Here is a 24,173-nt window from a genome sequence, read left to right on the forward strand (position 1 = left end):
GCGTTCGCGGCGCTGCTGTGCACATGGGTGAACTCGCGAGCTCGTTCACTTGCTTCCTCCGGTCGCACGCAGTTCCAGGACGGCGGCGGTGTCGGGCGAGAGCCCGGCGGCCGCCGTCCGCACCTGGTCGGGGGTGACCCGGGCCAGCCGGCCGGCCAGCTCACCGGCCAGCTCGGCGCGGCCGTGGACCAGCTCGGCGGAGGCGAAGCCGAGCGTGCGGCCGAGCACGGAGTCTGCCTGTTGGAGCAGCTGTGCCTCGATCCGCGCCTGCACCCGGGCCAGCTCGGCCGGCTCGACGCCGTCGGTGGCGACCCGGTCGACCTCCTCGTGCACGGCCGTCAGCACGCGCTCGACCCCGACGTCGGCGGAGTGGTGCACCTCGGTGACCAGCAGCGTGGCGTCGCGGACGTCGAAGGGGTCACCGAAGAGGCCCAGGTAGCTGCTCTGTCCGACCGCGATCCGGTCGGTGTGCAGCAGCCGGCGCTCCAGCCGGGAGGCGTCGCCCTCGCTGAGCAGCTCGGTGAGCAGCACGGTGCCGAGGTAGGTGTCCAGGTCGTTGACCGGGTCGGGCACCCGCCAGCCGATCGCCACCGCGGGCAGCGGGGCCAGCGGGTCCTCCACGACGCCACGCCGTGCGGTGGTCGGCGAGGGCTCCCCCACCACCGGCGCGGGCGGTGCCGGGCGGGCCGGGACGGCGTCGAACCAGCGGCGGACCAGCACCTCGGCCTCGGCCACGTCCAGGTCGCCGCCGATGCACAGCACCGCGTTGGCCGGGGCGTAGTACCGGGAGAAGAAGTCGGTCGCGTCGGCGACGGTGGAGGACTCCAGGTCGACGAAGGAGCCGTAGCCGTCGTGGGTGTTGGCGAAGCTCTCGAAGGCGATGCCGGGCAGCTGCAGCCAGGGGAAGGCGCCGTAGGGCCGGTTCAGCACGTTGACCCGGATCTCCTCCTTCACCACGTCGATCTGGTTGCGGAGGTTCTCCTCGGTGATCGCCGGGGCCGCCATCCGGTCGGCCTCCAGGAAGATCGCGCGCTCCAGCGCCTCGGAGGGCAGCGCCTGGAAGTAGTTCGTGTAGTCCTGGTGGGTCGACCCGTTGAAGGTGCCACCGGCGGCCTGCACGAGCCGGGCGTGCTCCATCTTCGGCACGTTCGCCGACCCCTGGAACATCATGTGCTCGAAGAGGTGGGCGAACCCGGTGCGACCCGGGGGCTCGGACCTCATGCCGACGTCGTAGTAGACGCTCACGGCGACGACGGGAACGCTCCGGTCCGGCGCGAGCACCACCCGCAGCCCGTTGTCGAGCGTGAACCGCTCGACCGGGTGCCGCAGGGTCAGGTCGGCCCCAGCTGCTGTCACGGTCCCGACCCTAACCGCGCCCTACGACACGCCGGTCGCCGGGACCGCCCCCACCACCCGTCCGGACGACGGCTCAGAGGACGTCGACGCCGTCGAGGACGCGGTCGATGGTGCCGTAGAGCTCGGCGTGGGTGTTCGGGATCGACAGGTACAACAGCGCCGGGGCGGGCTTGCCGACGTCGATGAGCAGCAGCGCCGCGCGCTCACCGCTGGCGTCGTAGTCGGGGTCGTCCCAGCTGAGGTCGAACTCGTAGAGCCAGGCGTCGGCGCCGTCCACGGTGCGGGCCTCGCTGCGGAGCACCTGCCGCTCGTTGGGCCGCGGGTAGTAGCTGGCGCGCACGCGGTCGGCGACGGACTGCACCGTGCCCTCCAGCGTGCCGGTGCCGCCGCTCCCGCCGAAGCCGGCCGCCAGCGGGCCGGAGGTGCACTGGGCGATGAAGTCCTCGGCCTCCCCACCGGGCACCGCGGGCGGGACGTCGTCCTGGGTGACGAAGTACTGGCCCGCAGTGGACGTCGTCTCCGCCGCGTCGCCGCGGTCCCACTCGAACCAGCCGTTGCCCAGGTAGGGGTAGGAGATGCCCGCCTCCTGGTCGAAGATCCGCACCGTGCCCGGCGGGAACGTGCTGGTGGGCGAGCTGGGCGCGGCCTGCGGTGCGCGGTCGTCGTCCTCGCTGTTGCCGCCGGAGGTGCCGATGAGCACCGCGACGAGCAGCAGGACCAGCGCCAGGCCGAGCCCCCCGAGGGCGACCAGCAGACCGGTGGACGGCGTGCGGCGCGGCCTCACCGGCTCGGGCGTGCCCCAGGAGTCCCAGGTCTGCGTCGGCTCGGTCGCCGCCTGGCCCGCCGGGTCGAACGACCGACCGACGGCCACCCCGGGGCCGGCCGGGGTGGTGACGTCGGACCACGCCGACCCGCTCCACCAGCGCACCAGCCCGGACCCGCCGTCGGGGTCCGGGTACCAGCCCGGGGGCGGGCTGGGCTGCCCCGGTCCGGTCATGCCAGCACTGTAGGTGGCCGGTCAGCCGGAGAAGCGGACGCCGGCGAGCTCGCGCCACAGGTGCGCGGTGGCCTCGGCGCCGCGGTACAGCATCGGCAGCAGCACCCGCTCGTTCGGCGAGTGGATGCGGTCGGTGGGGAGCCCCGCGCCGAGGAACAGCAGCGGGGCGCCGAGGATGCCGGCGAGCTCCGCCTCGGGGCCACTGCCGCCCTCGCGGGTGAACAGCACCTGGTCGGCGTCGGTGTCGAAGGCCTGGCCGATGGAGCGCAGCAGGGCGTCCATCGCCGGGTGGTCGAGGTCGCTGGCGCACGGGGCGACGCCGCCGCCGGGCACGTGCACGTCGGCCTCGATGCCCGCGGGCACGTTGGCCTGCACCCAGGCCCGCACCTGGTCGGCGAGGTCGGCGGGCACCTGGTCGGCGACGAGCCGGAAGGTGATCTTCGCGTGCGCCTCGGCCGGGACGATCGTCTTGTGGCCCGGGCCGGTGTAGCCGCCCCACATGCCGTTGACCTCGGCGGTCGGGCGGGCACCGACCCGCTCCAGGGTGGTGAACCCGGCCTCGCCGGTGGCCACCCGGGAGGCGGCGGGCCCGGCCAGCCAGGCGGCCTCGTCGAACGGGACGCGGCCCATCAGCTCGCGCTCCCGGTCGGACAGCGGGCGGACCTTGTCGTAGAAGCCGGGGAGCGTGACCCGACCGGACTCGTCGTGCAGGCTCGCCACCAGCTCGGCCAGGGCGTGCAACGGGTTCGGCACGGCGCCGCCGAAGGAGCCCGAGTGCAGGTCGATCGCCGGGCCACGGAGGGTGATCTCGCAGTCGGCCAGCCCGCGCATCGCGGTGACGGCGCTGGGGACGTCGGCGGCGGCCATGCCGGTGTCGCTGACCACGATCACGTCGCAGGCCAGCCGGTCGGCGTGCGCCCGCAGCAGGTCGGCGAAGTACGGCGAGCCGGACTCCTCCTCGCCCTCGACGATCAGCTTGACGGTGACGGCGGGGGTGTCGCGGCCGGTGGCAGCCAGGTGGGCGCGCATGCCGAGCAGGTGGAAGGCGACGTTGCCCTTGTCGTCGATGGCGCCGCGGGCGTGCAGCTCCGGGCCGGCGGGGGTCTCGACGAGCGTGGGCTCGAACGGCGGGTGCTCCCACAGCTCCAGCGGGTCGACCGGCTGCACGTCGTGGTGGCCGTAGACCAGCGCGACCGGGGCGTCGGCGTCGGCCGAGGGCCACTCGGCGAAGACCGCCGGGGCGCCGTCGGTCTGCCAGATCTCCACGGTCGGGAAGCCGGTGCGGCGCAGCGCCTCGGCCAGCCACTCCGCGCTCGCGGCCACGTCACCGGCGTGCGCCGGGTCGGCGGAGATCGAGGGGATCCGCAGCCAGGCGTCGAGGTCGGCGTGCAGGTCGTCGAGGTGGGCGGTGACGAAGTCGCGTTCCGCGGAGCTGCTCACGCCCCGCACGCTATCCCGGTGCGCCGACGCCGCTGAGCCGGTGTCCCGCGCCGGTCACCCGGCCGGGCTAGGTTGCGTGCATGGCCGTCGGGATGCTGCAGGTGGACGTCGGGGACCTCACGTTCGACGTACGGACCGACGGACCGGACGACGGCCCGCCGGTGCTGCTGCTGCACGGCTTCCCGGAGACGTCGCTGAGCTGGTCGGCCGTGACGCCGCTGCTCGCCGAGGCCGGGCTGCGCACCTACGCCCCCGACCAGTTGGGCTACTCCCCCGGCGCCCGCCCGGACGAGGTCGACGCCTACTCGCTGCCGTCGCTGGTGCAGGTGACCGCGGACCTGATGACCGCCCTCGACGTCCCCGTCGCCCACGTCGTCGGGCACGACTGGGGCGCCTACGTCGCCTGGGCGCTGGCCGCGTGGCACACCGACCGGGTGCGCACGCTGACCGCGGTCTCGGTGCCGCACCCGACCGCGATGACGCTGGCGATGAAGGCCGACCCGGAGCAGCGGGAGCGGTCGGCGTACATGCGGCTGTTCCGCCAGGAGGGCGAGGCCGAGGCGGTGCTGCTGGCCGACGACGCCCGCCGGCTGCGGCGCGTGCTGGAGGCGCCCGGGGTGCCGGCCGAGGCCGTCGACGTCTACGTGGCGCAGCTGTCCGCGCCGGGGGCGCTGACCGCCGCGTTGAACTGGTACCGGGCGATGGACGGCACCCGCGTCGACCCGGTGGACGTGCCGACGACGTACGTGTGGAGCGACGGCGACGTGGCGGTCGGTCGGACAGCGGCCGAGGCGTGCGCGGACCAGGTGACCGCCGACTACCGCTTCGTCGAGCTGCCCGGCATCACGCACTGGGTGCCTGAGCAGGCCCCCGAGGCCCTGGCCCGCGCCATCATCGACCGGGTCGCCACCGCCGGCAGCTGACCCGGTTCGACGGTGTGCGCTGGGGCCGGGTCCTCGGCGCCATGACGCCGCCTCAGCGCACACCGTTCAGTGCCAGTCGGGAGGGTGGACCCACCGATCCCGGCCACCACCCTGGCCTCGACGGCGTGTGCGGGCGGCCTCGAACGGCCCGGTGACCCTGAGCCAGCCGCCACTGTCCACGCCGCCGCCGGGACACGACGCCGCCGCGGCCGCGAACATCAGCCCCTGCCATCGTGCGTGACCGCGACGGACCACCTGCTGCGCGGTCACGGGCTGACCCCTCCAGGCGATGAGACGGTTCCGCGGAACCGCCTCGATCCGACGAGCGACGGGGTCGGATCATGGCCGTTCAGTCCGACCAAATTGCCAGACCGCCTCCGGGGGTGCTGACGACCAGCACGCCGCGCTGGCCGCTGACGTTCCACGCCTCGAACTCCGACCCGGCCGGGCATCGGACGGTCGTTCCGCCCAGTGTCAACGCCAGGTCACCGGCGTCATCGACGGTCACCGCACCGACCGGGGCGGTCAGCAGCGGCAGGAACAGCGCGATCCCGTCGATGCTGTGGGCGATCACCCCGGCCGCGGCTGCCACGTCGACGGGCGATTCGAGCTGGACGGTGTGGCCGCTCGACAGTCGCAGCTGCAGCTCGCCCGGACCCACGCACAGCTGGTCGAGCGAGGCGCCGACCATGGCCTGCAGCAGTTCGGGCGCCAGGACGCCACCGGACGTGGACGTCGGCTCGGTGGTCACAGCGTCAGCTTCATGCCGACGTGGCTGGCGGTGAAGCCGAGGGACTCGTAGAACCGGTGTGCGTCCGGGCGCGCGGCGTCGGTGGTCAGCTGCACGAGGACGCAGCCGCGTTCCCGCGCCTGCTCGACCGCCCAGGTCAGCAGCTCGCGCCCGAGTCCGCTCCCCCGGTGGGACGACGCCACGCGCACCGCCTCGACCTGCGCGCGCTCGCCACCTCGGCGGACCACGTGCGGCAGGAACGACAACTGCAGCGTCCCGACCACCTCGCCGTCGGCCTCCGCGACGACCAGTCGGGTGCGCGGGTCGTCGGTGACGGCCGCGAAGGCGCGCCGGTACTCCGCGGCCAGCGGCTCGCCCGGCTGCTCGCGGGTCGAGCCCAGCTCGTCGTCGGCGTACAGCGCCACGATCGCCGGCAGGTCCCGCTCCTGCGCGTCCCGCACGATCACCGGACCACCGACCTCTGCGATCTCGGGGTCACCTGGGGCCGGGAGCCCACGAGGGCGCAGATGTCGCGCACCGGCCTCATGCGCCGGTGACCAGGGCGAGGATGCCGGCCTCGTCGAGGAGGTCGACGGGGCGCAGCGTGCGGTTGGCGGCCACGTGGTGGAAGCCGGCGCTGACCCGCTCGACCGGCACCCCGGTGAGCCGCGACCAGCCCAGCCGGTAGGCGGCCAGCTGCACCCCGGCGGCGGCGAGCTCGGCGGCGCCGGGCACCGGGCCGGTCTTCCAGTCGATGACCTCGAAGCCGCCGTCGGGTGTGGCGTACACCGCGTCGATCCGGCCGCGCAGGGTCAGCGGCCCCAGCGGCGTCTCGAACGGGGCCTCGACGTCCACCGGCTGCCGGTCGGCCCACTCGCTGGCCAGGAACGCCTGCTGCAGTGCGGTCAGCGCCGCGTCCGGTGCCGCGGCGGCGTCGCCGCTGCCGGGCAGCTCGTCGAGGTCGATGAGCCGGGAGACGCCGAAGCGCTCCTCCAGCCAGGCGTGGAACGCCGTGCCGCGCCGGGCGAGGGGGGCGGGCGCCGCGGGCATCGGGCGGCGCAGCCGGCGGGCCAGCTCGGCCGGATCCCGGCGCAGCGCGACCAGCGCGGACACCGACAGGTGCGACGGCAGCGGCACGTCGACGGTGCCGCGGCTGTGCTCGGCGCGCTCCCGCAGCAGCAGGTCGGCGTCCCGGATCCAGTCGGCGACCAGCGGGTCGTCGGTGGCGCCCAGGGCGTCGGCGGTGAGCGGGTGCGGCTCGGTGACGGCGACCAGCTCGGCGGCGGCGGTGAGCGCACGGCGGCGTCCCGAGGACAGCGGGTCGACCGGCCAGACGCCGACCGGCCACTCGGCCAGTGCCGGGTTCTCGGCGTCGTCCTCGGGCGGGGGTGCCCAGGCGTCGACCACCCCGGCGCCGTCGTCGCAGGCGTCCTTGAGCGCGAGCAGCAGCGCCGACGGGCCGCACGCGGTCTTCCCGTCCCGCCACCAGCTCCCCGAGCACAGCAGCAGGTGCTTGGCGCGGGTCACCGCGACGTAGCCGAGCCGGATCTCCTCGGCCAGGCCGAAGTCCTTCCACTCCTCGACGTACTCCTCCAGCGCGTCACGGACCGCGGCCTGGTCACCGGACCCGGGCACTGGCAGCCGCAGCTGCGGCAGCTCGGCGCGGTCGGTGGCGCGCAGGTCGACCGGGACGGCGCCGGGGTCGCGGATCCAGGAGTCCGACGCGTCGCCCTTGGCCGGGAACTGCCCGACGGTCATGCCGGGCACCGCGACGACGTCCCACTCCAGGCCCTTGGCCGAGTGCCCGGTGAGCAGCTGGACCGCCTCCGGGTTGACCGCGACCTCGCCGGGCTCCAGGCCGCGCTCCCGGACCTCGGCGTCGGCGAGGTAGCCCAGGAACGCCGGCAGCGAGGGCAGCTCGGCCAGCTCGCTGAACTCGGCGGCGACCTCGTGCAGGGCGTCCAGGTGGGTGCGCGCCCCGCCGGGGGTGACGTCGGGGTGGCTGGCCAGCTCGGTCTCCAAGCCCAGGCTGCGCACCACCTCGTCGACCAGGTCGGGCAGCGACTCCCCCAGCCGGGAGCGCAGTGCGGTGAGCTCGTTGGCCAGCCGGCGCAGCCGCCGGTGCCCCTCGGTGGAGTAGGCCTCGGCCCGGCCCAGGTCGTCGAGGGCCTCGATGATGCTGCCGCGCTCGCGCGGCGGGGTGGGCGCCGCCGGCGCGCCGGGCTCGGGCGGGGTGGCGTCCTCCACGGGCTCGGGCGACGTCGAGCGCTCGCGGACCAGGGCCCGGGACCGTGCCTCGAGGGCGGCGAGGTCGCGCGGACCGATCCGCCAGCGGGCGCCGGTGAGCAACCGGCCGAGCGCGTCGCCGGCGCTGGGGTCGACCAGCACCCGCAGCGTGGCGACGACGTCGGAGACCTCGGGGACGTCGAGCAGCCCACCCAGGCCGACGACCTCGACCGGCAGGCCGCGCTCGCGCAGCGCGGCGGCGATCCCCGGCAGCTGGGCCCGGCGGCGCACCAGGACGGCCATCGTCGGCCGCGCAGCCGCCTCGCCGGTGCCCTTCCAGGCCTGCTCGAACCGGTCGGCCAGCGCCTGGGTCTCCTCGGCCACCGTGTCGTGGAGCCCGATGTGCACCGAGCCGGGGCCGGCGACCGGCGCGGCCTGCAGGTCCGGCAGCGGCACGACCGGCGCGGGCAGCATCCCGGCGACGGCGTTGGCCATGGTCAGCACGGCCCGGTCGTTGCGCCAGCTGGTGGACAGCGTCAGCCGCTCGGCCGGGCGCTCGGGCGTGCCGGGGAAGGTGCGGTCGAACCGCTCGATGGTGCCCGCCGAGGCGCCGCGCCAGCCGTAGATCGACTGTCGCGGGTCGCCGACCGCCAGCACCGGGTGCCCACCCGGGCCGCCGAACAGCGCCTCGAGCATGCGCAGCTGCCCGACGCTGGTGTCCTGGTACTCGTCGAGCAGCACGACCCGCCACCGGGCCCGCTCGCGCCGGCCGACCTCGGCGGAGGTGACCGCGACCCGGGCGGCCAGCGAGACCTGGTCGGCGTAGTCGATGGCCCCGGCGGCGCGCTTGCGGGCGGCGAACGCCTCGACCATCGGCAGCAGCGCGACCCGGGCCCGCTGGCGCACGACCATCTTGAGCACGTCGGCGTACGGGCCCTTCTTGCGCCCGGCATCGGGGTAGCCGCGCAGCTGCGACTCGAACCGCGCGGTCCACTCCCGCAGCGCCGCCGGCGTGATGTCGTGCTCCCCCAGCTCGGCGGCCAGCTGCAGCACGTCCTCGGTGGTGGTGACCAGGCCGAGGGCGACGTCGCTCATGTCGCCGGTGTGGCTCGCGACCGCGGTGGCGGCCTGGCCCCAGCACATGGCCGGGCCGAGCACGCCGGAGCCGGGCTCCACGCCGATCCGCAGCCCGTGCTCGGCCACGATGGACGCCGCGTAGCCGTGGTAGGTCGCCACCGTGGGGGCGGCGACGGCCAGCCGCTCGGCCAGGGCCGGGTCCGTGTCGGGGTGCTCGGCGAGCGCGGCCAGCCGCGTGCGCACCCGGGCATTGAGCTCGCTGGCGGCCTTGCGGGTGAAGGTCAGACCCAGCACCGCCTCCGGGGCGACCAGCTGGTTGGCCACCAGCCAGGCGACCCGGGCGGCCATCGTCTCGGTCTTGCCCGAGCCCGCACCGGCGACGACCACCAGCGGGCGGTCGACCGGGGCCGCCACGACACCGGCCTGCTCCGGGGACGGCTCGTGGCCCACGCCGCAGCGGTGGGCGACCTCGGCCGGGCTGAGCAGCCGCTGCGCCTGGGGCACCGCGACCGGCTGCATCCCCGGCAGCAGGAGGACCTCGTCCTGCCCTCCGCTCGCGAGCTCGCGAGGGAACCCGGGACGAGGCCGAGGAGTCGGAAAGAGGCCCTCGTCGCCGAGACTCACCTGGTCACCTGCCGGCCGGACTCCTGCATCGGGCAGCTGCGGCGGAAGGAGCAGCGCTCGCAGTCGGTGTCGGTGCGGGCGGCGAACTCCGCGCCGCCCATCCCCTCGCCCACGGTGGCGATGAGCTCGCCGGCCCAGGTCTCCCGGGCGTCGACGTCGGCGGGCAGTGGCGCCTGCACGTGCTCCTTGGCCGCCTTCTGCGAGCCGCCGACCTGCAGCAGCGCCGCGCCACCGGTGGTGCGGCCGTGGCCGGCGAACGCGCCCTCGGCGACGGCGACCTGGTAGGCGGCCAGCTGTCCGTGCTCCTCGACGTCCCGCGGCGCGGTCTTGCCGGTCTTGAGGTCGACCACCACCAGCCGTCCGTTGCCGTCGCGCTCCAGCCGGTCGACCTGGCCGCGCAGCCGGGTGCGGCCGACGGTGACGTCGAAGTCCTCCTCGGCGGCGACCAGCTCGCGGTCGCCCCGGGCGTGCCAGGCCAGGAACTTCGTGAGCATCTCCTGGGCCCGCTCGCGCTGACGCTGGTCGAACCAGCCCGGCCCCAGGTCGAGCCCGTCGAGCTCTGCGTCGAGGACGGCGGGGGCGTCGGCGGGCGGCAGGCCCTCGGCGACCTGCTGGGCCACGTCGTGCACCGCCGACCCGACGGTGCGGGTGGCCTCGGGGGCGGCCTCCGCGCCGACCGCGCCGAGCACCCACCGCAGCGGGCAGCGCTGGAACGTGTCGATCGCCGACGGGCGCACCGGCACGACCTCGGCCGGGTCGACCAGCGGCGCGTCGTCGGACAGCGGCGCCAGACCCCACCAGCTCGACGGGGAGGCACCGGGCACCCGCTCCTCGCCCAGCCGGCGCAGCACCGCAGCCGCGCTCGAGCGGCGGGCCGGGTCGGTGTGCGGGTCGGTGAGGTGGCGGCGCAGCTCGGCCACCAGCGCGGACAGGGTCAGCTGCCGGGGCAGCGGGGTGTGCGGCCGGATGCCGTCGGCGTCGGCCGGGGGCTGGGCGATGAGGTCGAGGAACCGGGAGGCGGTCGCGCCCGCGTCGCCGCCCTCCAGCGAGCCGTCGACGGCGGTGACCAGCATCCGACGTCGGGCGCGGGTGCAGGCGACGTAGAACAGCCGCCGCTCCTCCGCCAGCGCCAGGGTGCGGTGGTCGAGGGTGGCCGGGTCGGTGCCGTTCGCCGCGTCGACCAGGTCCTCGGCGCCCAGCAGGCTGGCCCGGCTGCGCAGGTCGGGCCAGACGCCCTCCTGCACCCCGGCAACGCAGACGAGGTCCCACTCCAGGCCCTTGGCCGCGTGCGCGGTCAGCAGCCGGACGGTCTGCTCGCCCTGGCCGCGCGCCGCACCGCTGTCACCGGGCAGCTCCTGGGCCGACAGGTGCTCGACGAAGGCGGCCACCGTGGCGTGCGGCAGCCGGTCGACGAACCCGGCCGCGGCGTCGAACAGCGAGACGACGGCGTCGAGGTCGCGGTCGGCGACGGCACCGGTGGGCCCGCCGGCCGCGCTGGCCCGCGCCCAGCGGTTGGCCAGTCCGCTGGCCTGCCACATCGCCCAGAGCACGTCCTCGGCGCTGCCGTCGGCCAGCAGCGACAGCCGGCCCGCGGTGAGCACCCGGGCCACCCGCAGCGCCGCGCGGGCCAGGTGCTCGGGCAGCGCGTCGAGCAGCGTCGCGTCGTCGAGCACCGCGGCCAGCGGGGCGCCGCGGAGCGCGGAGTCCTCACCGCGCACCGCCATCGCCCGCCGCACGGCCCGGCGCAGCCGCCGCAGGTCCAGCACGGTGGCCCCGCCCAGCGGGGAGGCCAGCAGCGCCTCCGCGCCGGCCTCGTCCAGCCCGGCCTCGGCCGGGTGGTCGGCGGCGAACCCGCCGTCCTCGTCCGGGGCCGGGACGCCGGCGCGCGGCAGCAGGGCCGACAGCGCGGCCAGCAGCGGCTGGACGGCGGGCTGCCCGGCCAGGGCGACGTCGTCGGCGGAGACCGCGACCGGCACCCCGGCCTGGGTCAGCGCCCGGCGGACCGGGGCCAGGCTCGCCGAGGCCGACCGCACCACCACCGCCATCTCCGACCAGGGGACCCCGTCGAGCAGGTGGGCGCGACGCATCGTGTCGGCGATGAAGGCGGCCTCCATCGACGGGGAGTCGAAGACGTGCACCTCGGCCGAGCCGGCGTCGGTGCCCGCGCCTGCCTCGAGCCGGCGGTGCTCCCACGGGCCGGGCAGCCCCTCGGCGACCCGGCGGCTGACCGCCAGCAGCTCGGGCCCCGAGCGGCGGCAGACCCCGAGGGACAGCCGGCGGGCCGGGCGGCCGTCGCGGTGCCGGAAGCGGGTGGGGAAGTCGATGATCCCGCGGGGCTCGGCGCCGCGGAAGGCGTAGATCGCCTGGTCGGGGTCGCCGACGACGACCAGGTCGCCGCCCCCGCCGGCCAGCAGCTCGACCAGCTCGACCTGGGCCGGGTCGGTGTCCTGGTACTCGTCGACGAACAGCCAGCTCGCCCGCTCCCGCTCCACGCGCAGCAGCTCCGGGTCCTCGCGCAGCTCGTCGATCGCGGTGCGCACCAGCTCGGCCGGGTCGTAGCCGGAGGCCCCGCCGCGGGCGATCGTGGTGAAGTAGGAGACGTCCTGGTACTGGCGCAGGAAGGCCGCGGCGGCCTCCCAGTGCGGCAGCCCGCGCTCGCGGCCCCACGCGGCGAGGCGGTCGCTGTCGATGCCCCGCTCGGTGGCGCGCAGCAGCAGGTCGCGCAGCTCCTCGCGGAACCCGGGCATCGCCAGCGCCTCGGTCAGCTCCGCCGGCCAGCGGACCACGCCCTCCTGGTCGACGTCCCCGCGGAGCAGGTCGGCCACGACGGCGTCCTGCTCGGCCGAGGTCAGCAGCCGGGGCGCGGGCTCACCGCGCAGCACGGCCGCCCGGCGGAGCACGCCGAAGGCGTAGGAGTGGAAGGTGCGGGCGACCGGCTCCCGGATGGTGCGGCCGACCCGTGCGGTGATCCGGGTGCGCAGCTCGGCGGCTGCCTTGCGGCTGAAGGTGAGCACCAGCAGCCGCTCGGGGTCGATGCCGGCATCGATCCGCGCGGCGACCGCCTCGACGATCGTCGTGGTCTTGCCGGTGCCGGGCCCGGCGAGGACCAGCAGCGGCCCGCCGTGGTGGTCGACGACGGCCTGCTGGGTCGGGTCGAGCCGCGGCCGCACGACCGGCGCGACCTCCGGCTGCACCAACCGGTAGACCGGCGCCTGCTCCGCCGTCCCTGCTCCCCCACGCACGGGTCGATGAGACCACGCGGGTCCGACAGTTCCGCTCAGTCGGGCCAGCCGACCGCGGCCAGGTCGACCCGCTGTCCCCGCAGCGGCACGCCTTCCCCGGCCAGCAGCTCCAACTGCCGCACACGCACCGGCTCGGCCGCCGTCCCGTCGGCCCGCACCACGCGGTGCCACGGCACGGCAGCGCCACCCCCGGACAGCGCGCGGGCGACCCGGCGCGGCCCCACCCCGACCAGCCGGCCGATCGCGCCGTAGGTGCTCACCCGGCCCGGCGGGATCGCCTCGACCACGTCGTAGACGGCCTCGTCGACGTCCGCCGGACCGTGCCCGCCCGCCGACGGCACGGTCACGGCCGAGCGGCCCGGCGGCCCCACTGCAGGGTCCCGAGCCGAGGGGGCGAGGCCCGGGGGGCAGTGGGGTCCGTCGTCATGCGCGGCGGCCGAAGCGGGCGAGCAGGCGGGTCTGCAGGTCCGCACCGGGCGGGACGTCGACCGGGGGCTCGAAGATGCCGGGGACGCCGTCGTCGCCGAGGTGACGCTCGGCGTACCGGAAGGCAGCGGCCACCAGCTCCGGGTCGAGCTGGGTGTCCCGGCCCATCGCGTGCGCGAGGTCCCAGGCGTGCACGGTGAGGTCGGCGGTCATCTCCGCCAGGTAGTGCGCGGCGGCGGCCGGCCCGGAGTACAGGTGCACCGTGCGGTCGAGGGCCCCGTCGGCGGCCCAGGCGGTGAGCGCGGCGTCGGCGGCGGCCTCCCAGGAGCCCAGCGGGTCGCCGGCCAGCAGCTGCTCGGTGTCGGTGGGGATCCGCGCGGCGGCGTCCTCCAGCGGCTCACCGGCCAGCAGCGGCGGGACCCACAGCTGTTCGCTGGTCAGGTGCGCGACCAGGTCGGCGACGCTCCACTCGGGCAGCGCCAGGGCGTCCCACTCGGCCGCCTCGACGGCGTCCACCCGGTCGGTGAACTGCGCCTGCGCCCGCTGGTAGTGCATCAACAGGTCGGTCCGGGAGAGCTCGGGCATGCGCCCAGTAGACCGCACGAGGGCCCCACTCCGGCTGGAGTGGGGCCCTCGTCACCGACCCGTCACGGGACGAAGGACCCCGTCCCACCCCACGACACGCTGCGCGCGCCGCGGGGCCCTGGGACGGGGCCGATCGGTCAATAGGTGGGCAGTGCCTTGTCGATGCGCGTGGCCCACGCGGTGACGCCGCCCTGGACGTGCACGGCGTCCTTGAAGCCGGCGGCCTTGACCGCGGCCAGCGCCTCGGCCGAGCGCACACCCGTCTTGCAGTGCAGCACGATCGGTCGGTCGTTGGGCAGCTGGGACAGTGCCCGCCCGGAGAGGATCTCGTCCTTGGGGATCAGCCGTGCACCCGGGATGGAGACGATCTCGAACTCGTTGGGCTCCCGGACGTCGATCAGCTCGAAGTCCTTGCCGGCGTCCATCATGTCCTTGAGCTCGTCGACGGTGATCGTCGAGCCGGCGGCGGCGAGCTGGGCCTCCTCGGACACGACACCGCAGAACGCGTCGTAGTCGATCAAGCCGGTGATCGGCTCACCCTCGGGGTCGCGGCGCACCTTGATCTCGCGGAACGTCATCTCGAGGGCGTCGTAGACCATCAGCCGGCCGAGCAGCGTCTCGCCGATGCCGGTGATGAGCTTGACCGCCTCGGTGGCCTGGATCGCGCCGACGGTCGCGCACAGCACGCCCAGGACACCGCCCTCGGCGCAGGAGGGGACCATGCCGGGCGGCGGCGGGACCGGGTAGAGGTCGCGGTAGTTCGGCCCGTGCTCGTTCCAGAAGACCGACACCTGGCCGTCGAACCGGTAGATCGAGCCCCACACGTACGGCTTGTTCAGCAGCACGGCGGCGTCGTTGACCAGGTAGCGGGTGGCGAAGTTGTCGGTGCCGTCGACGATCAGGTCGTACTCGCGGAAGATGTCGAGCACGTTCTCGCTGTCGAGCCGGGTCTCGTGCAGCCGGACGTCGACGTTGGGGTTGATCTCCTTGATCGAGTCCCGCGCGCTCTCGGCCTTCGACCGGCCCACGTCGGACTGGCCGTGGATGATCTGGCGCTGCAGGTTGGACTCGTCGACGGTGTCGAACTCGACGATGCCCAGGGTGCCCACACCGGCCGCGGCCAGGTACATGAGCACGGGCGAACCGAGTCCGCCGGCGCCGACGGCGAGCACCTTCGCGTTCTTCAGGCGCTTCTGCCCGTCCATCCCGACGTCGGGGATGATCAGGTGGCGGCTGTAGCGGCGGACCTCGTCGATCGACAGGTCCGCGGCGGGCTCCACCAGGGGTGGCAACTGCACGGGGCGCTCCTCACACTGCTGCGGTGACAGGGCTGACCGGCTCCAGAGGCCGGGGTCCTGGACTGCGCAACAGCGTGACACGTCGCCGTGATTCCCCGGCGTCGACGGTCAGCGGCGATCGCCGCACCGACGTCCTCGACCTGCCCCCGGTGCGCGGTCAGCCCTGCGGGTACGGCCAGGCGTTCTTCGCGCACCCCTGCAGCCCCAGGGTCTGCTGCTGCATCACCGGGGCGAGCTGGCCGGGACCCGGGCACTGCTCGTGGTCGTTGCCCAGCGCGTGCCCGACCTCGTGGTTGACCACGTACTGCCGGTAGGTGGCGATGTCGCCGTCGTAGTCGGGGACGGCGGTCTCCCACCGGGCCAGGTTGATGACGGCCCGCTCGCCGTACCGGCAGGACGTGTAGCCGCCGGTGCCCACGCCCGGGCAGTAGACCTCCATGCTGCCGGGGCTGACCAGGCTGACCCGGAAGTCGTAGTCGCCGGACGCCGCCTCGGCCGCACCGACCCGCTGCACGGACAGCCGCCCACCCGCGCCCCACGACCGGCCGTCGCCCAGCGTGGCGGTGACCGCCTCGGCGAACTCCGCGCCGTCGACGCCGATGCCGTCCTCGACCTCCACGACGAAGCGCTCCAGCGGGCCGGTGCCGAGGACGGCGGAGCTGCCGTCGACGACGCTCACGGTGCCGGCGCCCTGCTCGACGTAGCCGGCCGGCGCCGGCGGCGGCAGCGCGGACGGCGACCCCTCCCCCTCCGCGTCGGGCACCGGGGCCTCGGCGCTGGTCCCGGGCCCGGCCGACGGCGAGGCGGCGGCCGTGGGGGCGGCCGCCGGTGCCGCGGCGCCCGGGTCCCCACCGCGGGTGCCGACCACGTCGACCAGGGCGATCACCGTGGCCACGACCAGGAACGGAAGGGCGTAGGCGCGCCAGCCGTGGCGGCGGACGAACCGGCGCAGCCGGCTCCCGGCGGGGCCAGCCGGCCCGCGGCGCACCGGGGCGGGCGCCGGGCGGACGGGGTCGCGGCGGGCGACGAGCGGCCCGCGCACGACCGGGTCGTCCCAACGGCGGTCCCCCGGCGACGGGGTCCAGGGCTGCCGGCCCGCACCGTCGGCCGGACGTGGGCCGGGGCCGGGACGCTGGCCGGCTCCCCGGTCGGCGCGCGGCCCGGAGCTGGTCACGACCGCAAGGCTCTCACGGGTCACCCGCCCCGCGGCAGACCTGCGGGAGGACGTGCCCTGCGCTCAGGCCTGCCCGGCGACCGACCGGACGGCGTGGTCCGGTGCCCGCCGTGCGGCGACGTCCTCGGCCAGGGCCAGGACCGCCCGGGCGGTCGGCTCGGGGGCCTCCAGCATCGCCAGGTGCCCGACGCCGGCCTGCACCTGCAACCGCGAGTCGGGTACGACGGCGGCCAGCCGCGGGGCGAGCCGGGGGTCGACCAGCCGGTCCCGGTCGCCCCAGACGACCAGGGTGGGCGCCTGGACCGAGCGTGCCGTCCGCCAGGCGTTGGCCCGGCCGACCCGCAGGTAGGAGGTCATCAGCCCACGCAGGCTGCGGGTCAGCGCCTGCCCCGACCAGGGCTGCGCGTCCCGGCGTCGGGCCTCCTCGACCGCCTCGGCGACCCGCTCGGGCGGCACCCGGGTCGGGTCGCCGAAGCACGTCTGCAGCAGCCCCCGCACGCGCTGCTCGGGGCTGATCGTGGCCAGCCGGCGCGAGGCCAGCGCCGGGACGCCGGGCAGCAGGACCAGCGCGACCGCCCGGTCCAGCGCGGCCGGCACCCGGTAGACCGGCATCGCCGCGGAGATGAGGGTGAGGGTGGCGACGAGGTCGGGGCGGCGTGCGGCCACGAGCACGGTCACCAGCCCACCGAGGGAGTTGCCCGCCAGGTGCACCGGCTCCCCCTGGCCGGGTCCGGGGCGGGCGACGATCCACTCGAGGACGTCGACGACGGCCTGCACGTGCCCCTGGACCGAGTAGCGGCGCGGTGGCGCGGACTGGCCGAAGCCGGGCAGGTCCAGGGCCCAGCCGTCGAAGCGGACGGCGAGCAGGCCGGCGAAGTCGGTCCAGTTGGTGGCGGCGCCGCCCAGGCCGTGCACGTACAGCGCCCGTTCCCGTGGGGCGTCGGCCGGCGGGCCGTCGTCCGGGGCGCCCTCGGCCGGGACCGGGCCGCGCCAGGGCGTGTGCCGGACGAAGACCTCGCCGTCGGTGACCGGCACCATCGCGCCGGGCCAGGGCGGGAGGTGGCCGCCGGGCCGGTGCAGCGGGACGTCGGACAGCCGGGCGTCGGTCACGCCGCCGACGGTAGAACACCTCACCGCTGCGCGGCCCGAGACCGAGGGCCCGCCGGTAGCATCTCGCTCGCCATGCAGCCCAGCCGAGACGTGCCCGCACCGCCGGCTCCGCGCCGCACCGCCCGCCTCCCGCGGGACGCCCGGCGCCTGCAGCTGCTGCGTGCGGCGCAGGACGTCTTCGTCGCCCAGGGCTTCCACGCCGCGGCGATGGACGACATCGCCGACCGGGCCGGGGTCAGCAAGCCGGTGCTCTACCAGCACTTCCCCGGCAAGCGGGAGCTCTACCTGGCGCTGCTGGAGCAGCAGGTCGACGAGCTCACCGAGCGGGTGCGCCAGGCGATGGCCGCGACCGAGGACAACCGGGCCCGGGTCGACGCCGCGGTGGGCGCCTACTTCGACTTCATCGACGCCGACGGCGAGGCGTTCCGGCTGGTCTTCGAGTCCGACCTGCGCAACGACGCCGAGGTCCGCCGGATCGCCGACCGCGGGTCCCGCGCCTGCATCGAGGCGATCGCGGAGGTCATCGCCGAGGACACCGGCACCGACCGGGAGCGGGCGCTGCTGCTGTCGGCGGGGCTGACCGGTCTGGCCGAGACGAGCGCCCGCTGGTGGCTGGCCGGCAAGGGCACCGTCTCCCGGGACGAGGCGGTGTCGCTGATGTCGGCACTGGCCTGGCGTGGCATCTCCGGCTTCCCGCGCCGCGACGACGCCGACTGAGCGGATCCGCGTTCGCTGTCGGCGCACCCGCTCCGACCGGCTGCCCGCACCGGCCTGGACTAGCGTGGGGAACCAGCAGTCCGACCTGAGGAGGCATCCAGCAGTGGAAGTGAAGATCGGTGTCCAACACTCCCCGCGCGAGCTGGTGATCGACAGCCCCAAGACGCCGGACGAGATCGCGGCCGAGGTGTCCGCGGCCATGACCGGCTCGAAGGACGGCCTGCTCACGCTGGTCGACGAGCGCGGCCGTCGGGTCGTCGTCCCGACCGACCGGATCGCCTACGTGGAGATCGCCGAGGCCGACTCGCGCCGGGTGGGCTTCATCGCCGGCTGATGAAGGACCTCGGTGCCCCCCACGGCGCGCTCCGCGCACCGCGGGCCCCTGCACCGAGGCCTCACGCACACGCAGCACGGGGCGTCACCGACCAGGTGACGCCCCGTGCTGCGTTCCCGCTCAGGACGGGAGGCCGAGGGCGTCCATCCGCACCATGTGCGCCCGGGTGATCCGCTGGAGCAGCGCGCCCACCCCGGTGAGGTCGCCGGTGCCGGAGATGATCAGGTCGGCGAGGTCGTCGTGCTCGGCCATCACCGCCTGGGACTGGGTGAGCGCCTCCCCCACGAGCCGGCGGGCCCACAGCGCCAGCCGCCCGGTCACGGCCGGGTCGGCGGCGATCGCGGCCCGCACCTCCCGGAGGGCGAAGTCGGCGTGGCCGCTGTCGGCGAGCACCTCCTCGACCAGCGCCCGGTCCGGTGCGGGGAGGAAGACCGCGACCTCGCGGTAGAAGTCGGTGGCCAGGCCGTCGCCGACGTAGGCCTTGACCAGCCCCTCCAGCCAGGTGCTGGCGCGGGTGCCGTCGTGGAAGGCGTCGAGCGCGGCCACGAACGGGGTCATCGCCGCGACGACGTCCACGCCCAGCTCGTGCAGCCGCGCCGTCAGCCGTTCGTGGTGGGCGATCTCGGCGGCGGCCATCCGGGCCAGCGCCGCCCGCCCGTCGAGGGTCGGGGCCAGCCGGGCGTCCTCGGCGAGCCGGTCGAAGGCGGTCAGTTCGGCGTAGGCGAGCACGCCCAGCAGCTCCACGACGGCCCGCTGTCCGGGGTGCACCTCGACATCGGCCATGCGCTCCCCCTCGTCGTGCGCCGGGTCCCGCCCGGCCGTCGGCACCGCGTTCCCGGAGGTCAGCAGCGACTCCAGGCTACGATGGACCCGCAGGCCCCGGCCTGCACCCGCACGTGCAACCCCCTGTGCGCTGATGACCGCTGGATCTCACCTCGAGACCGGCCCGTCGAGGGCCGTCTCCCGGGCAGTCCGCACCTGACGCCCGGTCTGCTGGCCGCGTCGGCGCTTGGACCGAACATCCCGGAACCGACCCCGGGACCGGCGAGCGCCGCCGGGCAACGCCTGCTCCCAGGCACCGCCGAGCGCTCCTGGTCCCCCACCAGACCGAGGCGAGACCACTGACCTCCACCGAGAACTCCCCCGAGACCACCTCCGCCACCGAGCTGCCGGCCCCCGAGCTGGAGCACGCCGAGACCGGCGCGCCGGCCCCCGAGGAGCTCGAGCAGCAGGTCGGCGAGCTCGGCGGCGCGCCCGTCGCCCCCGACAGCCCGCTGTTCAGCGACTTCGACGTCCACCCCGACATCGTGGCCGCGCTGGCCGAGGTCGGGATCACCCGCACCTTCGCCATCCAGGAGCTCACCCTCCCGCTGGCGCTGGCCGGCAACGACCTCATCGGCCAGGCCCGCACCGGCACCGGCAAGACCCTGGGCTTCGGCATCCCCATGCTGCAGCGCGTCGTGCCCCCGGCCGAGGGTGGCGACGGCGTCCCCCAGGCGCTGGTCGTCGTCCCGACCCGCGAGCTGTGCGTGCAGGTCTCCCGTGACCTCGGTGCCGCCGGCGCCAAGCGCGGCATCCGGGTGCAGGCCATCTACGGTGGCCGCGCCTTCGAGCCGCAGATCGCCGCGCTGCAGGCCGGTGTCGAGATCGTCGTCGGCACCCCCGGCCGGCTGCTCGACCTCGCCCAGCGCGGTGACCTGGTCCTGGGCAAGGTGCGCGTCCTGGTCCTCGACGAGGCCGACGAGATGCTGGACCTGGGCTTCCTGCCCGACATCGAGCGCGTGCTGACGATGGTCCCGGACAAGCGGCAGACGATGCTGTTCTCCGCGACGATGCCCGGCCCGATCGTCACCCTGTCCCGGTCGTTCATGACCCAGCCGACCCACATCCGGGCGCACGGCAACGACGAGGGCTCCACGGTCCCGCAGACCACGCAGTTCATCTACCGGGCGCACAACCTGGACAAGCCCGAGCTGCTGTCCCGGGTGCTGCAGTCCCGCGACCGTGGCCTGGTGATGGTCTTCTGCCGCACCAAGCGCACCGCGCAGAAGGTCGCCGACGACCTGGTCGAGCGCGGTTTCGCCGCCGCGGCCGTGCACGGTGACCTCGGCCAGGGCGCCCGCGAGCAGGCGCTGCGCGCCTTCCGCGCCGGCAAGGTCGACGTCCTGGTCGCCACCGACGTCGCCGCCCGCGGCATCGACGTCACCGGCGTCAGCCACGTCGTGAACTACCAGTGCCCCGAGGACGAGAAGACCTACGTGCACCGGATCGGCCGCACCGGCCGGGCCGGCAGCACCGGCGTCGCCGTCACCCTCGTCGACTGGGACGACATCCCGCGCTGGCAGCTGATCAACAAGGCGCTGGAGCTGGACTTCGCCGACCCGCCGGAGACCTACTCGACCTCGCCGTGGGTCTACACCGACCTCGACGTGCCGACGACGGCGACCGGCCGGCTGCCCCGCGCCCAGCGCACCCGCGAGGGCCTGGGTGCCGAGACCCTCGAGGACCTCGGCGAGACCGGCAAGCGGCAGAAGACCGGCGGCCGCCCCTCCGGTGACCACTCCGGCCCGGGTCGCGACAGCGGTCCCGGCAGCCGGGACGGCGCCCTCGGCGAGGACGAGACCGCTCCCGGCCCGCGCAAGAGCCGTCCGCGCCAGCGCACCCGGGGCAGCGGCGCCGCTGCCGCCGGTGCAGCTGCGGCCGCCGAGCCCGGCGCCCCGGCGTCCGGTGCCGACGCCCCGGCGATGGCCGGCCACGCTGCTTCCGGCGAGGCCGCGACCGGTGAGGCCTCCGGCCGTCCCCGGCGCCGTCGTCGCGGCGGTCGCGGCGGCCAGGGCGGCAGCACCGGCGGCGAGCAGCCCACCGCCTGATGGACGGCACCCGGCCCCGGCGTCTCCCGCCGCTGCGGATCTGGGTCTGGACGGCGGTCACCCTCGTGGTGGCCGCCGTCGCCGTGCTGCTGTGGCGCACGTCGGACGCCGCGGCGACGTCGAGCACCACCGCCGCCGCCGCACCCGACGTCCCGGCGTCGGACCTGGCCGCCGAGCTGACCACGGCCTGGTCGGCGGCGGTCACCCCGCCGGCCGACCGGGTGGTGCAGGACGGGCGGGTGCTGGTCACCGACGAGCACGGGCTGGCCATGGTCGACCCGGCCACCGGCCAGGAGGCCTGGCACTACCGCCGTGCCGACGCGACGCTGTGCGACGCCACCGCCGTCGACGGCAACGTGGTCGCGGTGTTCCGCGGCACCGGGCGCTGCGACGAGGCAGTGGGCCTGGTCGCCGCCACCGGTGTGCGCGACTGGTACCGCAACGTCCCGTTCGGACCGGAGCTCGAGCTGACCGGCACCGGGCGGATCGTGCTGGCCAGCAGCTCCACCGGCCTGGACACCCTCGACCCGACCGGCACCACCCTGCGCTGGCACCGCGACCCGGCCGCGGACTGCCAGGTCGTGGGGTCCACGGTCGGCACCGTCGGGGTGGCGGTGCTGCAGCGCTGCGGCGGCTCCCTGCAGGTGCAGCTGCTCGACGGCTTCAGCGGGGACGTGGTCTGGACCCGCGACGTCGACACCGGGGCCGACACCGCACGGATCGCCGGCGCCGACCAGCTCGTCACCGTCGTCCTCGGGGACCGGGTGCTGGTGCTCTCCCCCGCCGACGGCACCACGCTGACCCAGCTGTCGCTGCCGGCCGGCGGCGACCCCCTGACCGAGCCGCTGCTGCAGACCGGCACCGGTGACGTCGCCCTGCTGTGGGCCCGCGGCATCCTGCACGCCCTCGACCGCACCACCGGCCAGCCCCGCTGGCAGCTGCCCGCGCTCGGGCTGCCCGCCGTCTCCGCGGACGAGAGCACGCTCACCGTCGCCGAGGACGGCGCGCTGGTGCAGCGCTCGGCCCGCGACGGCAGCGAGCGGGCCCGCTCCCGGGTCGCGGCCCTGCCGGCCGGTGGCCGCACCGCGCTCGTGGGCCCGGTCGTCGTCCAGGCGACGGCCGACGAGGTCCGCGCACTCCGCTGAGGTGCGTCCCCCACGAGGGGGTCACCTGCCAGGTCGGCGGCGCACGACCGATCCGCGGGGCACACTCGGGGCATGGTCTCCCCCGGCGGCTCAGCCCCAGCCCCCTCCGACGACCCGGTCATCGCCGCCGCCGGCGCACTCGGCCAGCTCACCGGGCACACGGCCGCCACGGTGACGCTCCCCGGTGCGGTGGGCGAGCTCGCCGCGCTGGACACCGGCGGCGTCGGCCCGACCGCCCTGCTGGTGCCCGGGTTCACCGGCAGCAAGGAGGACTTCGCCCCGCTGCTGGACCCGTTGGCCGACGCCGGGCTGCGGGCGGTGGCGGTCGACCAGCGCGGACAGCACGAGTCCGCCGGCCCCGACGACGAGACGCGCTACTCCGTCGACGACCTCGCCACCGACCTCGTCGCCGTCGGGCGGGCGCTGCGGGCCCAGGGCAGCGGCCCGCTGCACCTGCTCGGCCACAGCTTCGGCGGCCTCGTCGCCCGTGCGGCCGTGCTGGCCGAGCCCGGGCTGTTCGACACGCTGACCCTGCTCGACAGCGGCCCGGCCGAGATCACCGGTCCGTCGACCGAGCTCATCACCCACCTGGCGCCGCTGCTCGACGTCGGCGGCACCGACCTGCTGGCCCACACGCTGGGCGAGCTGTGGGCCACCGACCCGGTGCGCGCCGTGACCCCGGCCGAGACCACCGCCTTCCGGCTGGACGTGGTGCGCCGCAGCACCCCGGCCGGCCTGCGCGGCATGTCCCAGGCGCTGGTCACCGAGCCGGACCGGGTGGCCGAGCTGGCCGCGACCGGCGTCCCGGTGCTGGTGGCGCACGGCGTCGCCGACGACGCCTGGACGCCGGCCGCGCAGGCCGACATGGCCGTCCGGCTCGACGCCCGGCACGCGGTGATCCCGCAGGCACGGCACTCCCCCGCCGTCGAGAACCCCGACTCCACCGTCGACGTGCTGCTGTCCTTCTGGACGGGCACGCCGGCTCCGGCACCGCGCGACGAGCAGACCGTGGGAGCACAGTCATGAGGCCGACCCCCTCCATCAAGGACTTCACGCCCGAGGAGGACCTGCTGGGGTTCTTCGGGCCCGACAGCATCAGCTGGCGGATCCACAGCGACCCCGCGTTCTCCGTCGGCGGCATCCGCGCCCTGCTGCTGCAGGCGCTGCACCCGGTGGCCATGGACGGCGTGCACCAGTTCTCGGTCGCGTTCGAGACCGAGCCGTGGGCGCGGCTGACCCGCACCGCCGAGTACGTGGCCACGCTGACCTTCGGCACCCGCCGGGACGCGCTGCGTCAGGTGCGCCGGGTCCGCGGGCTGCACCGCGGCAAGTCGGCGGTCGAGGAGACCACCGGCCGGCACTTCAACGTCGACGACGCCGACCTGCTGCTGTGGGTGCACAACTGCGAGGTCGACTCACTGCTGTCCACCGCGCGCCGGGCCGGGGTGCCGCTCACCGACGCCGAGGCCGACCGCTACGTCGAGGAGCAGGTCGTGGCCGCGGTGCTGGTGGGCTGCGAGGAGGCCGACGTGCCGCGCACCGAGGCCGCCCTGGCCGCCTACTTCGACGGGATCCGGGCCCAGCTGGCGGTCACCCCGGCCGCCCGCACCGCCTCGCGCTTCATCGTGGTGCCGCCGATGCCGAACTGGGTGCAGCTGCTCACCCCGGCCCGCCCGGCGTGGGCGACCCTGGCCTCGCTGGGTGCGGCCACGCTGCCGCAGTGGGCGCGGAGGCTCTACGGCCTGCCCGGCTTCGGGCTGACCGACGCCGCGGCGACGGCCGCCCTGCGGGCCTTCCGGCAGACCACCCTGGCCATCCCGTCACGGGTGCGGGAGTCCCCGATCGTGCGGGCCGCCCGCGAGCGGGTCGCGGACGCCGAGCCGCTCGTCGCCTAGGGGA

General features: G+C 75.7%; 20 protein-coding genes. 7 read left to right on the forward strand and 13 right to left on the reverse strand.

Annotated elements, in window-relative coordinates:
• Positions 1-45 precede the first annotated feature (45 nt).
• The 3 genes from GCU67_RS16670 to GCU67_RS16680 all read right to left on the reverse strand — a co-directional run bounded on the left by GCU67_RS16670 (position 46) and on the right by GCU67_RS16680 (position 3,793).
• A complete protein-coding gene (locus GCU67_RS16670) occupies positions 46-1,356 on the reverse strand; it encodes an insulinase family protein (protein ID WP_163612337.1) in 1,311 nt (436 codons plus the stop codon).
• A gap of 73 nt (positions 1,357-1,429) precedes the next feature.
• Positions 1,430-2,353 (reverse strand): DUF2510 domain-containing protein, encoded by a 924-nt coding sequence (locus GCU67_RS16675; protein WP_163612339.1) that lies wholly within the window; start codon positions 2,351-2,353, stop codon positions 1,430-1,432.
• A gap of 21 nt (positions 2,354-2,374) precedes the next feature.
• The gene (locus GCU67_RS16680; RefSeq protein ID WP_163612341.1) at positions 2,375-3,793 is read right to left on the reverse strand and encodes a dipeptidase; all 1,419 of its coding nucleotides are present in this window, start codon (positions 3,791-3,793) and stop codon (positions 2,375-2,377) included.
• Between the two features lie 80 nt (positions 3,794-3,873).
• Here GCU67_RS16680 and GCU67_RS16685 point away from each other — a divergent pair, with 80 nt between their 5' ends.
• The gene (locus GCU67_RS16685; protein WP_163612342.1) at positions 3,874-4,716 is read left to right on the forward strand and encodes an alpha/beta fold hydrolase; all 843 of its coding nucleotides are present in this window, start codon (positions 3,874-3,876) and stop codon (positions 4,714-4,716) included.
• Between the two features lie 349 nt (positions 4,717-5,065).
• Here the strand turns inward: GCU67_RS16685 and GCU67_RS16690 are convergent, their stop codons facing one another.
• The 9 genes from GCU67_RS16690 to GCU67_RS16730 form a co-directional block, all read right to left on the reverse strand.
• A complete protein-coding gene (locus GCU67_RS16690; RefSeq protein ID WP_163612344.1) occupies positions 5,066-5,467 on the reverse strand; it encodes a DUF6188 family protein in 402 nt (133 codons plus the stop codon).
• Positions 5,464-5,913: a GNAT family N-acetyltransferase gene (locus tag GCU67_RS16695; protein WP_163612346.1), complete on the reverse strand. Its 450-nt coding sequence runs from the start codon at positions 5,911-5,913 to the stop codon at positions 5,464-5,466. Before GCU67_RS16695 ends, GCU67_RS16690 begins: the two co-directional genes overlap by 4 nt.
• Before the next feature lie 76 nt (positions 5,914-5,989).
• Positions 5,990-9,268, reverse strand: coding sequence for an ATP-dependent helicase (locus GCU67_RS16700; protein ID WP_163612348.1), 3,279 nt, complete (start codon positions 9,266-9,268; stop codon positions 5,990-5,992).
• Between the two features lie 101 nt (positions 9,269-9,369).
• Positions 9,370-12,615, reverse strand: a complete 3,246-nt coding sequence (locus tag GCU67_RS16705; protein WP_163612350.1) for a UvrD-helicase domain-containing protein — start codon at positions 12,613-12,615, stop codon at positions 9,370-9,372.
• 35 nt (positions 12,616-12,650) lie between these two features.
• Entirely contained in the window at positions 12,651-12,962 is a 312-nt protein-coding gene (locus tag GCU67_RS16710; protein WP_163612352.1) for an MGMT family protein, read from the reverse strand.
• A 76-nt stretch (positions 12,963-13,038) separates the two neighbouring features.
• Complete coding sequence (locus GCU67_RS16715; RefSeq protein ID WP_163612354.1) at positions 13,039-13,626, reverse strand: TIGR03086 family metal-binding protein; 588 nt, start codon at positions 13,624-13,626, stop codon at positions 13,039-13,041.
• A 137-nt stretch (positions 13,627-13,763) separates the two neighbouring features.
• A complete protein-coding gene (gene moeZ, locus GCU67_RS16720) occupies positions 13,764-14,924 on the reverse strand; it encodes an adenylyltransferase/sulfurtransferase MoeZ (RefSeq protein ID WP_163612356.1) in 1,161 nt (386 codons plus the stop codon).
• A gap of 157 nt (positions 14,925-15,081) precedes the next feature.
• A complete protein-coding gene (locus GCU67_RS22885) occupies positions 15,082-15,966 on the reverse strand; it encodes a DUF3152 domain-containing protein (protein ID WP_338105098.1) in 885 nt (294 codons plus the stop codon).
• A 195-nt stretch (positions 15,967-16,161) separates the two neighbouring features.
• Positions 16,162-17,208 (reverse strand): alpha/beta fold hydrolase, encoded by a 1,047-nt coding sequence (locus GCU67_RS16730; RefSeq protein ID WP_163612360.1) that lies wholly within the window; start codon positions 17,206-17,208, stop codon positions 16,162-16,164.
• A 72-nt stretch (positions 17,209-17,280) separates the two neighbouring features.
• Between GCU67_RS16730 and GCU67_RS16735 the strand changes: the two genes are divergently transcribed.
• Together GCU67_RS16735 and GCU67_RS16740 are read left to right on the forward strand one after the other, a co-directional pair.
• Positions 17,281-17,925, forward strand: coding sequence for a TetR/AcrR family transcriptional regulator (locus GCU67_RS16735; protein ID WP_163612361.1), 645 nt, complete (start codon positions 17,281-17,283; stop codon positions 17,923-17,925).
• 103 nt (positions 17,926-18,028) lie between these two features.
• On the forward strand, positions 18,029-18,259 hold the full coding sequence (locus GCU67_RS16740; RefSeq protein ID WP_163612363.1) for a DUF3107 family protein: 231 nt from the start codon (positions 18,029-18,031) through the stop codon (positions 18,257-18,259).
• Positions 18,260-18,379: 120 nt separating this feature from the next.
• Here GCU67_RS16740 and GCU67_RS16745 read toward each other — a convergent pair whose 3' ends face one another.
• Positions 18,380-19,042, reverse strand: coding sequence for a ferritin-like fold-containing protein (locus GCU67_RS16745; RefSeq protein ID WP_163612365.1), 663 nt, complete (start codon positions 19,040-19,042; stop codon positions 18,380-18,382).
• Positions 19,043-19,566: 524 nt separating this feature from the next.
• Between GCU67_RS16745 and GCU67_RS16750 the strand changes: the two genes are divergently transcribed.
• The 4 genes from GCU67_RS16750 to GCU67_RS16765 all read left to right on the forward strand — a co-directional run bounded on the left by GCU67_RS16750 (position 19,567) and on the right by GCU67_RS16765 (position 24,169).
• The gene (locus tag GCU67_RS16750; protein WP_338105099.1) at positions 19,567-21,129 is read left to right on the forward strand and encodes a DEAD/DEAH box helicase; all 1,563 of its coding nucleotides are present in this window, start codon (positions 19,567-19,569) and stop codon (positions 21,127-21,129) included.
• Positions 21,129-22,274 (forward strand): outer membrane protein assembly factor BamB family protein, encoded by a 1,146-nt coding sequence (locus GCU67_RS16755; protein ID WP_163612367.1) that lies wholly within the window; start codon positions 21,129-21,131, stop codon positions 22,272-22,274. The genes GCU67_RS16750 and GCU67_RS16755 overlap by 1 nt, the downstream gene beginning before the upstream one ends.
• Positions 22,275-22,346: 72 nt before the next feature.
• Positions 22,347-23,300 (forward strand): alpha/beta fold hydrolase, encoded by a 954-nt coding sequence (locus GCU67_RS16760; RefSeq protein WP_163612369.1) that lies wholly within the window; start codon positions 22,347-22,349, stop codon positions 23,298-23,300.
• Positions 23,297-24,169, forward strand: a complete 873-nt coding sequence (locus GCU67_RS16765) for an oxygenase MpaB family protein (RefSeq protein ID WP_163612371.1) — start codon at positions 23,297-23,299, stop codon at positions 24,167-24,169. Before GCU67_RS16760 ends, GCU67_RS16765 begins: the two co-directional genes overlap by 4 nt.
• Positions 24,170-24,173: the final 4 nt, after the last annotated feature.

It is taken from the genome of Modestobacter muralis (assembly GCF_010682105.1).
Taxonomy (GTDB): domain Bacteria; phylum Actinomycetota; class Actinomycetes; order Mycobacteriales; family Geodermatophilaceae; genus Modestobacter; species Modestobacter muralis.

Coding starts and splice junctions, on each gene's coding strand:
- GCU67_RS16675 (WP_163612339.1), bottom strand. CDS start 2,353: ATGACCGGACCGGGGCAGCCCAGCCCGCCCCCGGGCTGGTACCCGGAC.
- GCU67_RS16685 (WP_163612342.1), top strand. CDS start 3,874: ATGGCCGTCGGGATGCTGCAGGTGGACGTCGGGGACCTCACGTTCGAC.
- GCU67_RS16700 (WP_163612348.1), bottom strand. CDS start 9,268: ATGCAGCCGGTCGCGGTGCCCCAGGCGCAGCGGCTGCTCAGCCCGGCC.
- GCU67_RS16715 (WP_163612354.1), bottom strand. CDS start 13,626: ATGCCCGAGCTCTCCCGGACCGACCTGTTGATGCACTACCAGCGGGCG.
- GCU67_RS16735 (WP_163612361.1), top strand. CDS start 17,281: ATGCAGCCCAGCCGAGACGTGCCCGCACCGCCGGCTCCGCGCCGCACC.
- GCU67_RS16745 (WP_163612365.1), bottom strand. CDS start 19,042: ATGGCCGATGTCGAGGTGCACCCCGGACAGCGGGCCGTCGTGGAGCTG.
- GCU67_RS16755 (WP_163612367.1), top strand. CDS start 21,129: ATGGACGGCACCCGGCCCCGGCGTCTCCCGCCGCTGCGGATCTGGGTC.
- GCU67_RS16760 (WP_163612369.1), top strand. CDS start 22,347: ATGGTCTCCCCCGGCGGCTCAGCCCCAGCCCCCTCCGACGACCCGGTC.
- GCU67_RS16765 (WP_163612371.1), top strand. CDS start 23,297: ATGAGGCCGACCCCCTCCATCAAGGACTTCACGCCCGAGGAGGACCTG.